Source organism: Legionella erythra (assembly GCF_001467615.1).
Classification (GTDB): domain Bacteria; phylum Pseudomonadota; class Gammaproteobacteria; order Legionellales; family Legionellaceae; genus Legionella_C; species Legionella_C erythra.
In genome coordinates, this window is record NZ_LNYA01000023.1 from 174061 (window position 1) to 189999 (window position 15939).

The window sequence follows — 15939 nt, forward strand, 5'->3', positions numbered from 1 at the left end:
ATTACGCCTTGCGATTCAAGCGAATAAGGATTTGCATAACGGCGTCACGGCGCATTTCGTTATACAGAGTTGATTCTTCAAAATCGGAACCTAAAATTCTATCATTATTCACGGTTAATTGCCGAGATACCCCAACTTGGGTTGGTGGAATCAGTACAGGCCCTTTATTTTTAACCAAAGAAAAACGGACGGTGTATAACAGTTGATATTGACGGGGGCTTGTACTGGCACTGACGCTGGTCAATTGCTGTTGGTTCTGATCCCGTTCAACAAGAAGCAGGTATTGGGCTTCGGCAGGGTTTGGGACAACAACAATGTTGTAAGCCTCAAGTTGTTCTTTCAGCAGGGGGCCTAAATCGCGATGAGCATCCTGAATGATCACCGCGACATGGTTAAGCCAGCGTGGCATTTCTGCTACCCCGCGCAGTTTAAAGCCGCAGGCGGTGAGCAGGCTCACCAGGCCCAGGAGAGCAATGCGACCTCGCATCAACCGACAACCAGGTTAATTAATTGACGATGCGTGACCACAATGGCCTTTTTGATGGCTTTGTTCTCAATAAAGGCATGGGCATGCTCTTTAGCTAACTGAATCAGTGTTTCCTCATCACTGTCACTATCCGCACTGAATTGCGCACGCAACTTGCCGTTAACCTGAACAACAAAATCCAGTTCGTCGCTTTTCAGCGCACTTTTATCCACCTTTGGCCATGGTGCGTCAATGATTACACGGTCATAGCCGAGTTGCTGCCATACATGGTGACAAATATGCGGTGTGATCGGCGCTAATAGACGCAATAAAATACTCATGGCCGCATGAATAAAATATTTATCGTTTTCCGTTTCGATGGTATAGGCGGATATCTCATTGAATAATTTCATGCAGCCTGAAACCACTGTATTGAACTGGTGTTTTTCATAATCATTGCTGGCCTGCGCCAGGATTTGATTGACCATCATCCGTGATTTTTTAAGACGGCTTTCCGATTGCTGCCAATCAACGTGGCCATTGCCGTCAGAAATGGCATTGTTGGCCTCTTTGATGATGTCCTGATGTTGAAAAGCAAAGGCCCAAACGCGCTTGATGAAACGATGCGCTCCTTCAACGGCCGTATCCGACCATTCCAGCGATTGCTCAGGTGGCGCTGCAAACATAACGAACAATCGGGCCGTGTCGGCGCCATAGGTATCAATCAGGTGGTTTGGATCAACAATATTGCCCAGGGACTTGGACATTTTATGGCCGTCCTTAAGCACCATCCCTTGAGTCAGCAGTGCTTTGAAGGGCTCATCGGAATTGAGCAGTCCCTCATCCCGCATCAATTTGTGGAAAAAACGGGCATAAAGTAAATGCATCACCGCATGTTCAATGCCGCCGATGTATTGATCCACCGGTGTCCAGTATTTGGCGCGATCGTCAAGCATGGCATTGTCCTGTCCTTTGCAGGCAAAGCGTGCATAGTACCAGGACGACTCCACGAAGGTGTCAAATGTATCGGTTTCGCGCGTTGCGTCCTGACCGCACTTGGGGCATTGTGTGTGCACGAACTCGCTGCACTGCGCCAAGGGCGAGCCGTTGCCTGAGAATTCAATGTTTTCAGGAAGTTGGACGGGTAATTGGTCCTCTGGGACAGGGACAATACCGCATTCTTCACAATGAATCATGGGAATTGGCGTTCCCCAGTAGCGTTGCCTTGAAACACCCCAGTCACGAAGACGGTAATTCACGGTGATTTTGCCCAATTCATGCTCTTCAATGTAAGCTGAGATGGTTTTTATCGCCTGAATGGAGGAAAGCCCGTTAAACGGTTCGGAATGAATGAGTTCCCCTTCGCCGGTAAAAGCGGATTGGCTGTAGTCATGGGAGCCTTCAACCGGTTTGATGACTTCTTTCAACGGCAAGCTATATTTCTGGGCAAACTCCCAATCGCGCTGATCATGTGCAGGCACAGCCATGACTGCTCCGGAACCATATTGCATCAGGACAAAGTTGGCTATCCACACAGGAACTTCGGCACCGGTAATTGGATGAATGGCTTTAAATGAGGTGGCTATTCCTCTTTTTTCCATGGTGGCCAGATCGGCCTCAGCCATACGAACACCCTGGCAACTTTCAACAAATGTCTGGATCGACGTATCTGTTTTTGCGGCTTCTTTAGCCAGAGGATGGTCTGGTGCGACGGCGAGGTAAGTCACACCCATGAGCGTATCGGGGCGTGTGGTATAAATTTTAAGCTTTTTCGGGTAGCCGTCTACTTTAAAGGCAATTTCACAGCCCTCGGAACGGCCTATCCAGTTACGCTGCATCTGCTTGACCTGGGAAGGCCACTCATCGAGTGTGTCCAAATCATGAAGCAGTTCATCCGCATAAGCGGTGATTTTTATAAACCACTGGGATATTTCCCGGCGTTCAACCAGTGCTCCTGAGCGCCAGCCGCGGCCGTCGACAACCTGCTCATTAGCGAGAACGGTTTGATCTACAGGATCCCAGTTAACCAGGGCATTCTTTTTATAAACCAGACCTTTTTCATACAGTTTAATGAAAAACCATTGTTCCCAACGGTAATAATCAGCATCGCAAGTCGCAATTTCCCGTTTCCAGTCATAGGCGTTGCCAAGACGCATGAACTGTTCTTTCATGGAGGCGATGTTTTTTCGGGTCCATTCCGCGGGATGAATACCGTGCTTGATGGCAGCGTTTTCAGCCGGTAAACCGAATGCATCCCAACCAATGGGCTGCAAAACATTTTTACCCAGCGCGCGCTGGTAGCGGGCAATCACATCACCCAGTGTGTAATTGCGCACATGCCCCATGTGAAGTGTTCCACTGGGGTAAGGGAACATGGATAAGCAATAAAATTTTTCTCTGTTTAAATCTTCAGTGACATTAAACGATTGTTTTTTAAGCCAATATTGTTGGGCTTGCTCTTCAACATCTCGCGGTTTATAGCTAATATCCATAGTTAAACGTTATATTTCAGACAGGCTGGTAAGGATAACGCCTCTTGACCTCGCCAGCAATAGCTTCTGCCGAGTCTTTGTTTTTTAATTGCTTTTGAGCCAGGCAGAACAGGTAAGTCAAGGCGCAAAATAATAAAATGGGCATATCACCCCAATGTATCCAGGGTGTGCTGCCTGTCATCGGGTAAAGAGAGGCACGAAGCAGGCCCGAACTGAATGCCGGCAGGGAGGCGACGATATCCCCCTGGTGGTTAATAACAGATGACAGCCCATCGTTGTTGGCTACAACCTGATACCGGGATACCTGCAGTGACCGTACCTGAGCCATTTGCTGTTGCTGGTACATGGCAAGGGAGCGGCCAAACCAGCCATCATCACTGATAGAGACTATCCACTCGGCGGCGGGTAACTGTCGGCGCAGCAGGTCGCCATAAGCCAATTCATAACAGATAAGGCTGGCAATGGCATGCTTCTGAACACGCACGAGCGTTTGATCTTTTTTTCCGGCCTGCAGATTCGCATCGGGTATACCCAGCCAGTCGCTTAAGGCAATAAAAAACCGGGGCATGTATTCGCCGAAGGGAACGAGATGCTGTTTCTGGTAGCTGCCTTTGGCTTTGCCCAAAGTCATGAGCGAATTAAAATACCGCTCGTCGCCTGGAGATACCGGTTGGGGGATTCCGAGCAGGATGGCGCTGCCTGCACGTTTGGCCCGCTGCTGCAATTGATAGAGAAAATCACTGACATAGCTCGGCGGCAGGGGAATAGCGGATTCCGGCATAAGAATCAATTGAGTACCGAGCAGCTTTTCTGTTTCTTCCTGATACCCCTGCAGTAATTGCCAGAATAAAGCCTCATCCCATTTGTCGCGCATGGACAGATTCGCCTGGATCACGCCAACGCTGACCGGCGACGCATGGGATTCACTCCATTGTCTGTGCTTGAATGCAAAAGGTATGAGCATAATTAATGTGAAGACAGCAAGATGTTTTAAACGCTTCCCCCCCTGTGCCCGAACACTGAGAGATAACAGCGCAGCACCAAAGCAGGTTAAAAGACCCGTACCGTAAACCCCGATGACAGGAAGCAGGGATTTAATGGGGGCATCAAACTGGCCGAAACCAAGCAAAAGCCAGGGAAATCCAGTCAGAAATGTGGCTCGGAGGTATTCACTCAGGATCCAAAGGGCACTGAAGGCAAGCGCAGAAAGCAAGGTAAAAGGCTGAATCTTTAACCGGCTGAACAAGTATGCCATCAAGGCTGGGAACAGGGACAGGTAAACTATGAACAGGCAGGTAATGAACGCTGACAGCAAATCATTGAGATGGCCGTACTCATGAATGCTCACAAAAATCCAGGAAACACCTAATCCGAAAAAGCCAAATCCATACATTAATCCATGAAGGAAAGGGGACTTGGGGGAAACGCTTAACTGATAATAAAAGAGTCCCAGCGACAGGATGGCCATGCCGGGTAGATGGAAAGGTGCAAAACTCAAGGGAAGCAATAAACCAAACAAAAAGAATCGTAAAAAGACAGGAACAGCCTTTCTTTTTACAGAAAAGGATTCAAATTGTTCAATTGGGGTGCTGACTTCCATTAGTTAAAAAGAATAGAAATGATTGCAACAATAAATCACTCCCTCGAAAAGGTCAAGAATTTTACAAATAATTCAAGAAGATCAATTCAGTATTCAAGTGCGTGCCTATTTAGTGTACGATGACGGCTCGTTTTACAATGGAGAGGGAATGTATGTACAACGTTATGATTACCGGAGCGGGTAAAATTGGCAGCCTGATTGCCTGTTTGTTAGCGGAAAGCGGCGATTATCAGGTTCATATCGCTGATTTGGAATTTTCCGGAACGGACGTCAGCCGGTTGCTGCAAACCATGCCGCAAATCAAAACAGTCGCGATGGATGTGAAAGACGAGCACTCAATCCTGACTTATCTTCAAACCAATAACATTGTTGCGGTTATTTCAAGTCTGCCTTATTTCCTCAACACCCATGTTGCTAAAGTAGCCAAAGCGGCTAAAGCGCATTATTTTGATTTAACTGAAGATACGTCGGTCACTGATGCCGTGAAGAAGATTGCTGAGGGCGCAGACACGGCCTTTGTGCCTCAGTGCGGCCTGGCGCCCGGTTTTATCAGTATCGCAGCCAACAGCCTCATGAAAGAGTTTGATGAATGCCTGCATGCTGAACTTCGTGTCGGTGCTTTACCACAGCGAGCTAATAATGCGCTGCATTATTCACTGACCTGGTCTACCGATGGTGTAATTAATGAATACGGTAACCTCTGTTACGGTATTGAAAATGGCAAGCCCGCAATCATGCGGCCATTGGAAGGCTTGGAGTCCATCCAGATTGATGGGTGTGAATACGAAGCCTTTAACACCTCTGGCGGGTTGGGGAGTCTGGCTGAATTGTACGAGGGTAAAATTCAGACCCTGAATTACAAAACCATGCGCTACCCTGGCCATTGCGAAAAAATGCGCCTGCTGATGAATGATCTAAAATTAAATGAAGACCGTGATACCTTAAAGCGTATTTTAGAGCGCGCCATTCCTAAAACCTATCAGGACATCGTGATTGTGTATGTATCGGTTGAAGGCATCAAACACGGTGAACTGTCAGAGAAAAGCTACGTTAGAAAAGTCTATCCGGCGACGATTTGCGGACTGGAATGGTCTGCTATTCAGGTCAGCACCGCCTCGGGTGTTTGCGCTGTCGTTGATTTGGTTCTGGGGCAGGAAAATGAATACCGTGGTTTAATCCTGCAGGAAAACTTCCTGTTGTCGGATGTCCTCGCCAATCGTTTTGGTCATTATTACGCCTAGGAGAATGCTATGGATTTATTAAATAAACTGAGCATTGCCGCCATCAACCCGGGTGCGTTCAGCGGCCAGGGTTGGAAAAGTGAGATACAGGGAGGCCGCCTGGCTTCCTATTGCCCCGCAACCGGTGAAAAGCTGGCTGACGTGGCGACTTGCAGCCTGGCTGATTATGAAACCGTGATGGCGCGCGCCGAAAAGGCCGCTTTAGCCTGGAGTCAGGTGCCAGCACCCAAGCGCGGTGAGATTATTCGACAAATGGGCGAGGCGCTTCGTGAACACAAGGACTGGCTCGGAAGTCTGGTATCGCTTGAAATGGGTAAATCAAAGCAGGAAGGCGATGGCGAAGTTCAGGAAATGATTGATATCGCTGATTTTGCTGTGGGTCAATCCCGTATGCTGTATGGGAATACCATGCACTCAGAGCGCCCCAACCATCGCATGTATGAGCAGTGGCATCCTTACGGGATAGTTGGTGTTATTTCCGCGTTTAATTTCCCGGTTGCGGTGTGGTCCTGGAACGCGTTTATTGCGGCTATCTGCGGCAACATCACAATATGGAAACCTTCTGCTAAAACGCCTTTATGCGCAATTGCAGTGCAGCATATTTGCAATAAAGTATTGCAGGCTAACCATTGCCCTGAAATTTTTTCACTGGTCATTCCTGACTCACATGAGGTAACGGAACGACTGGTTGATGACGCGCGTATTCCGTTGATTTCATTTACCGGCTCCACCGCAGTAGGCAAACAGGTGGCTGCCAAGGTCGCTGCCCGATTAGGAAAAACCATTCTCGAACTGGGTGGTAACAATGCCATTATTTTGGACGAGTCGGCTGATCTTAATCTGGCTATTCCCGGTATTGTTTTCGGGGCGGTGGGTACGGCAGGGCAACGTTGCACCACAACACGACGTTTGTTTGTTCATCAAGATCTTTATAAAGATGTAGTAAAGCGGCTGCAACATGCTTATGAGCAAATCACCATTGGCGATCCTTTAGACAGCAAAAACCTCATGGGTCCCCTGATTGATGAGCAGGCGGTCAATCAATTTAAGTCTGCAGTTTCCCGCATTAAACAGGCAGAAGGCCAAATTGTATTTGGCGGTGAGGTGTTGAATAAAGCGGGTTATTTTGTGCAACCTACGCTGGTAACAGACGTTAAAAATGACTGGGATATCGTCCAGGAAGAAACCTTCGCACCCATCCTCTATGTCATGCCGTTTTCAACACTGGATGAGGCCATCGCCCTTCAAAATGGTGTACCGCAGGGGCTTTCTTCTGCTATCTTTACTCAGAACCTCAAAAATGCCGAACGTTTTTTAAGCGCCAGAGGCAGCGACTGCGGGATTGCCAATATCAATATTGGTACGTCCGGTGCGGAAATTGGCGGGGCGTTTGGCGGCGAAAAAGAAACAGGCGGCGGACGTGAGTCGGGTTCCGATTCCTGGAAGGCCTACATGCGTCGTCAGACCAACACCATCAACTGGGGGGATGATTTACCCTTGGCCCAAGGGATACGATTTAATCTGTCTTAGACTCTTAAGGGTCAATAGCACCGGCAGGATTTGCCGGTGCGTCTCTAATCCATAAACCTACACATGAGGATAGGAATCATGCAGGGACATTTTTTTATTAAAAAAATAGCTGTTTTGGGTGCAGGCGTTATGGGAGCGCAAATTGCGGCTCACTGCGTGAATGCCGGTATACAAACCCTGTTGTTTGATTTGGCGCCCAAAGAAGGCGGCAAAAACAGCATTGTGGACAAAGCCATTGCGAATCTTGCCAAGCTTAAACCAACCCCACTGGCTACACCGCAAACGGCTGCCTTGCTTCAGGCAAAAAATTATGAAGAAAACCTGGCTGATTTAAGTGAATGCGACTTGATCATTGAAGCTATCGCCGAACGCATGGATTGGAAAGCAGATTTATACAAACGGATTACGCCCTTTTTAAGAGAAGACACTATTCTGGTGAGTAATACTTCAGGCTTGAGCATCAATGCTCTGGCTGATGTGTTGCCGGAAAATTATCGCCACAATTTCTGCGGCGTTCATTTTTTCAATCCGCCGCGCTACATGCATTTGGCTGAACTCATTCCCGCGTCTGCAACCCGTCCGCAGTTATTAAATGATCTTGAAACCTGGTTGACCAGCAAATTGGGTAAAGGCGTCGTCATTGCCAAAGACACGCCAAATTTTATCGCGAACCGAATTGGCGTATTTTCCTTGCTGGCTACCCTCCACCATGCTGAGGCTATGGGGATAGGACTTGATGAAGTCGATGCATTAACCGGCCCGCTGGTCGGCAGACCCAAATCGGCAACATTCAGAACAATGGATGTAGTCGGCCTGGATACCATGGAGCATGTCGTGCGGACCATGAACGAACAACTGGGTAATGACCCCTGGCATGCCTGCTTTAAATTGCCAGCCTGGTTAACCCAGCTTATAAAAGAAGGTCATCTCGGGCAAAAAACCGGTCAGGGTATTTACCGTAAAAATGGTAAAACCATAGAGGTTTATGATCTGAACAGTAATACTTATCGTGTAGCTGGTGGAGAAGTCAGCGATGAAGTCAAAACCATTATGAAAACCGCAGATACTAGGCAGCGTATGACGGCATTAATCCGTTCTGATGATAAACAGGCTCAATTTCTTAGCGCCTGTTTCCGTGACTTGTTTCATTATTGTGCTTATCATCTGGCCGAGATTGCAGAAACTGCCCGTGAGGTGGATTTAGCGATTCGTTGGGGATTTGGCTGGCAATTTGGCCCATTCGAAACCTGGCAGGGCGCTGGTGTGGCTGAGATGTTGTCCTTTATTCAAGAGGGCATCCGTTCGCAGCAATCACTCAGCACAGCCGCATTACCGCGCTGGTTAAATGAAGAGACGCAATTCTATACGCCCGCAGGTGCTTTTTCACCCCAGTCAGGCCAATATAAGAAGCCAAGCCCTTTACCGGTTTACAAACGTCAGTTTTTTCAGGATACCGTCATTTTTGAAAAATCACAGGAGACGCTGCCCGTCATTTATGAAAATAGCGGCGTCACCCTGGTGCATTTCAAAGAAGATGTCGCCATGCTGTCATTTAAAAGTAAAGCCAATACCATCGGTCAGGAGGTTTTGGATGGATTGCAGGAAGCCATTATCCGGGCAGAGCAACAATGCCGCGGTTTAATTATTTATCAGAATGACGTTAATAATTTCAGTTCTGGTGCTGATCTGCGCGGTGTAGCTAACTTGATTCAAACCAACCGTCTGGATGCACTGGATAAAATGGTTTATCAATTCCAGCAAACTGCCATGCAATTAAAATATAGCAGTATACCGATGATTGCCGCATTAAGAGGACGGGCATTGGGTGGGGGCTGTGAACTCATGATGCAGTGCGATGCCGTTATTGCCGCATTTGAATCCTATCCTGGCCTGGTGGAAGTTGGTGTGGGGTTAATTCCTGCCGGCGGCGGATGTAAAGAAATGGCCCTGCGTGCGGCAAAACAGGCGGGCGATGCGGATTTGTTGTTATTTATCCAGCCTTACTTCCAGCAAATTGCAACGGCTTTTGTTGCTGGCTCTGCGCCTGAGGCTCTGCAACGCGGCTATTTGAACGCTCAGGACGGCTGGGTCATGCACCAAAATGAAGTATTGTATGCCGCCTTGGCCAAAATTAATGAAATGCAGGCCCTGAATTATCAACCACCAATTAGACCATTAATCAAGGTGGCTGGCCGCGAGGGCCATGCGCGTTTGCAGGTTGGGTTGGTCAACTGGCTGGAAGGCGGTTTTATTTCTCAGCATGATTACTTCCTGGCAAATCAATTAGCTCATGTTATCTGTGGCGGTGATGTTGACGAAGGAACGCTGGTTGATGAAACCTGGCTTCTCAATCGGGAAAGAGAAGCCTTCTTAACGCTGGCCGCGACGCCGCTGACTCAGGCGAGAATTGCCCATCTGTTAGAAACCGGCAAACCATTACGCAATTAAACAAGGAAATTCATGATGACGAATGTTTACATTGTAGACGCATTAAGAACCCCGGTCGGTAAAGCGCCACGAGGTGTTTTCAAGCATACTTTGCCTGACGATTTATTAGCGCATGTGATTCGCGCGGTTAAAACAAAAAACAGCACAGTGGATTGGCAGATGGTGGGCGATGTGGTTATTGGTTGTGCTATGCCTGAGGCTGAGCAGGGGATGAATGTCGCACGTATCGCGTCACTGCTGGCGGGTATGCCGCAATCGGTACCGGCGATGACCATCAACCGTTTTTGTTCTTCTGGTGTGCAAAGTATTGCCACGGCGGCAGCTTCCATTCAGCAGGGTGATATGGAGCTCGCTTTGGCCGGTGGCGTAGAAAGCATGTCTATGGTTCCTCTGGGGGGAAATAAATACACCGCTAACCCGGCTATTTTTACCAATGAACAGGTCGCTATTGCTTATGGCATGGGCATTACCGCTGAGAACGTCGCCAATCGCTGGGAAATTACCCGTGAACAGCAGAATGAGTTTGCTGCCGAAAGCCATAAGCGCGCTATTGCCGCTCAAGAGCGTGGGGATTTCAATGCGGAAATCGTTCCTGTTGAGATCATCGACAGAAAAGTCGATTTAGCCTCCTCTAAAGTTCATGAGAAAAAGCGCATGATAAGTCAGGATGAGGGTCCGCGTGCGGATACATCCTTTGAAGCTATCGCCCGCCTTAAGCCGGTGTTTGCAGCCAAAGGGACCGTGACGGCCGGCAACAGCTCACAAACCAGTGACGGTGCGGGGATTGCCTTACTGGCCAGTGAAAAAGCGCTGCAACAATTCAATTTAAAGCCCATCGGTCGCCTGATGAGTTATGCGGTAGCCGGGGTGGCGCCAGAAATCATGGGTATTGGACCCATTAACGCTGTCCCTCTGGCGCTTAAAAAAGCGGGAATTACTCTGGATCAACTCGATTGGATTGAGTTAAATGAAGCCTTTGCTGCCCAGGCGCTGGCAGTTATTAAAACCCTTGAACTGCCGCAGGGCAAAGTTAATCCCTTGGGTGGGGCAATTGCTTTAGGGCATCCTTTAGGGGCTACAGGTGCCATCCGTACCGCCACCTTGTTACACGGCCTTCGCCGTACTCAAGGTAAGTACGGCATGGTTACCATGTGCATTGGCACCGGCATGGGGGCTGCTGCTATTTTTGAAGCGCTTTAATTCTGTCATCTGGCTGGGCCCTAAAGCCCAGCTGCTACGCCCTGATCCCTTATGCCGAGTTCCTCCCTGTTCACCGCGTTGTAGCCTTATTTGATTTACCCCAAGCATAATCTACGCTTAATTATAGGAATCTGTTTTATTGGAGATCGCATGAAGAAAATCCTTCTTGCTGCTTTTCTCGCCGCCAACACCGCATTTGCTGACGATATTATTGGTTTTTCTGCCTATGAAAATGGTGATTACAGTACTGCCTATCCTCATTTAGTTCAATCAGCGGGAGAGGGCAATGATGAGGCCATGTATCTGCTGGGTCGGATGTATCAATATGGTTATGGCGTCAACCAGGATGATAAAAAAGCCGGTGAATGGTATCGAAAATCGGCCGAAAAAAATAATGCCCTGGCACAATTAAGTCTTGGCTACCTGTATGATACCGGGCGAGGCTTTCCCAGGGATTATGCGGAAGCCTTTAAATGGTATATGAAGGCCGCTGAGCAAGGAAACGCCATTGCTCAACGCAATGTCGGCCTGATGTATGCAACCGGTGATGGGGTGAAGACCGATGAAAGCAACGCGTTCATCTGGTTTAAGAAATCCTCGGAACAGGGTTATTCCAAGGCACAGGTCAACCTCGCCTACCAGTACCTCATGGGACTTGGTACTAAAAAGGACGTTGAAAAAGCCATGTATTGGTATGACAAAGCGGCTCAACAGGGCGATGCCAAAGGGGAGTATAGCCTGGGTCTCCTCTACACGGGCAAATACGAGGTAACACCGAATCAAAATGCGGCGACGTACTGGTTTTCCAGGGCCGCCAATCAAGGACACCGTAACGCACAGGCTTACCTGGCCTTTCAGTATTTAAACGGCTTGGGTGTGGAAGCCAACCCGCAAAAAGCCGCCTACTGGTATGAGGCGTCTGCTGAGCAGGGGCATCCACAGGCACAGGCTGAATTAGGTCAATTATTGCTCACAGGCATTGGCGTGGATAAAGACTATCAGCAGGCTGCGTATTGGTTTGGTAAAGCGGCGAATCAAGGCAATTCTTTTGCGCAGGGGAAACTGGGGTACATGTATTTAGCCGGTTTAGGTGTTAATCAGGATGATGTCAAAGCCTATGCCTGGCTAAAACTGGCCGCCAACAATAAAAATGAGCAGGCGGCCAAAGAGCTAGCCCGTCTTGAGCACAAATTGAATGCGGAGCAAAAGGCATCTGCTGAAAAACTCTATGCCGATCTGAAAAGTAAAAAACCCGTGTATGAAGGTGAAGAGCCTGAATAACAGACTCTTGATTAACTACTCCATGGAATTAATCGGGGTTGTTTCTACTGTAGCAGTGGTGGAAACTACCGGTGCAGGTTGAAAAAAGGAGACAACGGCAGGCTGCATGGCATTAGCCAGAGCAAGAAGCTCGTCTTTAAACCCATTGGGCATTTTATGGACAAGTGGAAGCCAGCGTCTGTCGGCTAAGGAAATAATTTTGACCGCATCCAAGCCGTCGCGTACCACCTGGTAGGCCATGTTTTCGAGGTAGCAAATCCCCAAAGCATCATAGCCTTCCTTCTTCGCCAATTCATGAATAAGAGATTGGCAGTGCACCAGCATTTTATCAATGTCTTTTCGTTTGACTGAATCAGTCATTTTAGCAGCAATCAGGCTTCGTGCATCGTCAAGAGCCATAAAACTGTATTCAAGTCCTACCTCATTTTTGTAGGTTTGTTGCTGCTCGTCAAAATATGACGCTATTTTTTCACCGCGAACATAAAAGCCAGCGGTCTGGCATAATTTGGCAATGGCAGGCGACTCGGTAAACAACTCCAGTTTTTTGACCCGTCCTTCCTGAAGGAGTTCGGATAAGATTTGCCGTAAAGCAGCGACTGATTCATCGCTTGGAGCGGCTGACTGAATCGTTAAAAAACCAATATGACGAATAACAGAATCATCTGGATCAAAATCAACAGTAAGAATCGGTTTATCGTTAAAACAGGCAATGAATTGATTGTGATGCCGTTTAATGCTAATGGCCTCATGACCCTTGTCCTGCAAAAGAGGTAATTGCTCATCAAATGCCAGGCTGGGAATCCCGGGCGCATTTTTTGCCAGGTTCTCATCAATGAGTTGATAAACATACCGCTCAATCAAATGGAAACTACCCCCATGGGCATCCCGTTTAAGCCAATCCGGGAAAATTGCTTCTTGAGAAAATGTTTTATCAGCGAGATGGAAGGCGTTAAAATTACCCCCGCTTTGAGTTAACTGAATGCGTTTAATTCCGCCTTTTTCCCTCACTATATTTAAGAATTCGTTATAAAAATGTTTGGCATACCCTTTGCCCTGCGAGTCTTTATCAACCCCCATGGAACAATATTCGGCAGTATGGCGATGGGGGCCATGACCAAATTTAATGCGTCTTACGGCCACGACTTTATCTTTACCTTCGACCTCATCCACCAGAACATAAATGTCGCTGGTTTGCGACATCCGCTCGTAATGGGCTTTGAACTCCTCCTTTCCCTGTTTGGTAAAGGACATCCACTGGATAACATGGTCTTGCATCCAAATGGACCAAATGGCGTCGTAGTCATCAGGAGTGGCTTTGCGGATTAACGGGTAGGTCATATTCTTCCCATGGGGTAAACTCAATGAGCGGTATATTTTACTCGAAAACCAATAATTGATCAATATTAATTCATATTGTGTGTTTATTATCATGCTTGTTGCGATGTATGGCCATCAGTGCATAGAAGGGCGTCAAACAAAACAATAAAGCAATGCCATAAAAGATCACGCCCTGCCCTGAACCCAGGATAGCAAACAGAACATAAATACAGGCGAGTATACTGATTACCAGTAAATTGATGGCGCGGTGGCGATGTGTCGTTGTTTCAAATTGTCTAAATGCAATCATGGCAGCTACTGCAGTATAAAGATAGGGAACCAAAATGCATAAATTAGATAGCGTGACCAGCAGAGTAAATTGGGCAGTCAGAAGGCTTGAGTAATTCATGGCCAATAACAGCGTCATAATGAAGGCCGACATGCCAATCGCCCAATGCGGTGTTTTAAAGCGGGACAGTCGCATTAAAAAGGCAGGCAGCAGACCGTCTCTGGCCGTGGCCATGGCGGCCTGACTGGTGATAAAGAGGAAGCCGATAATGGTGCAAAGGCAGGCAATGATTGCGGCTGCGGCAAAAATCCAATCGGTTAGATCGCCAAAAATAAGACGGCCTGCCGCCGCAAACGGTGCAGGATTATTCATTAATGATGCGGGCGAAAACATGCCCATAATGGCTACCGTGCTTAATAAATAAATCAAGGCAGTGATTGCCGTGCCGAGCACAGTAGCGCGGTAAATGGTTACCTCGGGATTTTTTACACTTTCTGCGGGTATCGTCGCTGATTCCAAACCGCCAAACGCAAAAAAAGTTAGCATGGCGGCGTTGGCTAATGCAGCCAGATTGGATTGCCCTGATACATTAAAAAAAGCAAGATTTTCGCCTTTGATATGGAATAAACCGACAAACGAAACAAGGACGATAGGAATTAATTTAATGATGGTGGTCGCCATCTGCACGACCTTGACTTCTTTAACCCCGATAATATTAATCAAGGCAACCAACCAGATAATGGTGCTGCCGACCAAGAAAGCGAGTGGATGATTGGTGGCCAAGGCAGGCCAGAAAACGGTGAGGTATGCCAGCAATGCCACCACAGTAGCGGCATCACCAATGATATTGCCGAGCAGATAGGAAACGCTGACCTGATAGCCGGCGAAATCCCCCAGTTCATGACGGCAGTAGGAGTAAAGCCCGCCGACTAAAGGTAAACGCTGGCTCAGTTTACCAAAAATAATCGCCAGCAAAATGGAGCCTAGAGCCGTGATAATCCAGCCAAGCAGGCCAATGCTGCCAATTGCAGCAATAGTGGCTGGTAATAGAAAAATACCTGAACCAACCATATTGCCAATCACTAAAGAGGTGCTGGCAGGCAAACCCAGGACTCGTTTTTGTTCCATATTGATTCAATGAAAATTTTGTATCAATTTAATCATGATTTGATTGAAGATGAAAGTTTAGCCTCTCAGCATCCTGAATGTCCGGCTAATGAATGAACAGTAGGTATACCTTTTCGGTACGAAAAAATTGAGGTTTATTCTTCATTTATTCATGGCATTGGCATTGGCATTAGAATAGATGGGTCTCTTTACCAACGGCGAGTGGCTAAAATGAAATCATGGATGGTATTATTTTGCAGCATGGTTGTGGGTTCTGGCGTTTGGGCTGATGATTTAGCCCAGCCAGGCAAAAACCTCAATGAAGCAACCTACATCAACCTCAAAAGTCGGGGAGCCCAGGAAAAAAACCTGACTTTGCTGCTGAAAGCTGGAGCTGACCGGGTTAAAAGCACGGAACCGAATACCGAAATCTGGTTTGCTTTAACGCGGGAAGGGAATCAGTTTGCCCTTTTTAACGCATTCAATGATACAGCTGGACGCGCGGCCCATTTAAACGGTCAGGTGATTACTGCTTTGAGACAGAATGCAGATAAACTGATTGAAGGCGGCTGGGAAAATGGTGTGATTAAAAATATCCAGAACGCGAATATTTTAGTCAGTAACAACTACCAGCCGGATCGTCTGAACCAATCGCGATTGGCGAGCTATGCTGTTTTTAATATTATCTTGGGTAAAGAGAGGGAATTGGACATGCTGTTGCAGAAGGTGGTGGCCCTGGTGAATCGTGTCGAACCCAATACCATTTTCTGGGCTGCTTTAAAAAATGACGACGGCAGTTATGCCCTGGTCGCTACTTTTACCGACATGGATGCGCTCAAAGCCCATTTTTCAGGGGTTGCAGCAATCACCTTTCAACAAAATGCGTCTCAATTGATTCAAGGCGGTTGGGATAATGGCGTGATGAAAAATATTAAAAATTATGATGTGTTGGCCAGCCGCTAATCGCG

At 47.6% G+C, this 15939-nt stretch carries 11 protein-coding genes; 6 read left to right on the forward strand and 5 right to left on the reverse strand.

The features are described 5' to 3' along the window. Position 1: 1 nt before the first annotated feature. From Lery_RS05700 to lnt, 3 genes are read right to left on the reverse strand one after another with little or no spacing between them, the layout of a single operon-like run. Positions 2 to 487, reverse strand: a complete 486-nt coding sequence (locus Lery_RS05700; RefSeq protein ID WP_058526292.1) for an LPS-assembly lipoprotein LptE — start codon at positions 485 to 487, stop codon at positions 2 to 4. Continuing rightward, on the reverse strand, positions 487 to 2958 hold the full coding sequence (gene leuS / locus Lery_RS05705; RefSeq protein ID WP_058526293.1) for a leucine--tRNA ligase: 2472 nt from the start codon (positions 2956 to 2958) through the stop codon (positions 487 to 489). The genes Lery_RS05700 and leuS overlap by 1 nt, the downstream gene beginning before the upstream one ends. Positions 2959 to 2974: 16 nt before the next feature. After that, positions 2975 to 4558, reverse strand: coding sequence for an apolipoprotein N-acyltransferase (gene lnt, locus Lery_RS14950; protein ID WP_082657134.1), 1584 nt, complete (start codon positions 4556 to 4558; stop codon positions 2975 to 2977). Positions 4559 to 4710: 152 nt separating this feature from the next. Between lnt and Lery_RS05715 the strand changes: the two genes are divergently transcribed. The 5 genes from Lery_RS05715 (at position 4711) to Lery_RS05735 (ending at position 12258) form a co-directional block, all read left to right on the forward strand. Further along, positions 4711 to 5799, forward strand: a complete 1089-nt coding sequence (locus tag Lery_RS05715) for a saccharopine dehydrogenase family protein (protein WP_058526294.1) — start codon at positions 4711 to 4713, stop codon at positions 5797 to 5799. Positions 5800 to 5808: 9 nt separating this feature from the next. Further along, complete coding sequence (amaB, locus tag Lery_RS05720; protein WP_058526295.1) at positions 5809 to 7329, forward strand: L-piperidine-6-carboxylate dehydrogenase; 1521 nt, start codon at positions 5809 to 5811, stop codon at positions 7327 to 7329. Between the two features lie 78 nt (positions 7330 to 7407). Continuing rightward, positions 7408 to 9777, forward strand: a complete 2370-nt coding sequence (locus Lery_RS05725) for a 3-hydroxyacyl-CoA dehydrogenase/enoyl-CoA hydratase family protein (protein ID WP_058526296.1) — start codon at positions 7408 to 7410, stop codon at positions 9775 to 9777. A gap of 15 nt (positions 9778 to 9792) precedes the next feature. Continuing rightward, positions 9793 to 10977 carry an acetyl-CoA C-acyltransferase gene (locus Lery_RS05730; protein WP_058526297.1) on the forward strand — a complete coding sequence of 395 codons (1185 nt, stop codon included), beginning with the start codon at positions 9793 to 9795 and terminating at the stop codon, positions 10975 to 10977. 150 nt (positions 10978 to 11127) lie between these two features. After that, the gene (locus Lery_RS05735; protein ID WP_058526298.1) at positions 11128 to 12258 is read left to right on the forward strand and encodes an SEL1-like repeat protein; all 1131 of its coding nucleotides are present in this window, start codon (positions 11128 to 11130) and stop codon (positions 12256 to 12258) included. 15 nt (positions 12259 to 12273) lie between these two features. Here Lery_RS05735 and Lery_RS05740 read toward each other — a convergent pair whose 3' ends face one another. Both Lery_RS05740 and Lery_RS05745 read right to left on the reverse strand, forming a co-directional pair. Then, a complete protein-coding gene (locus tag Lery_RS05740; RefSeq protein ID WP_058526299.1) occupies positions 12274 to 13596 on the reverse strand; it encodes a GNAT family N-acetyltransferase in 1323 nt (440 codons plus the stop codon). 70 nt (positions 13597 to 13666) lie between these two features. Further along, complete coding sequence (locus Lery_RS05745; protein WP_058526300.1) at positions 13667 to 14992, reverse strand: amino acid permease; 1326 nt, start codon at positions 14990 to 14992, stop codon at positions 13667 to 13669. A gap of 210 nt (positions 14993 to 15202) precedes the next feature. Here Lery_RS05745 and Lery_RS05750 point away from each other — a divergent pair, with 210 nt between their 5' ends. Next, entirely contained in the window at positions 15203 to 15934 is a 732-nt protein-coding gene (locus Lery_RS05750) for a putative quinol monooxygenase (protein ID WP_131750949.1), read from the forward strand. Positions 15935 to 15939 lie beyond the last annotated feature (5 nt).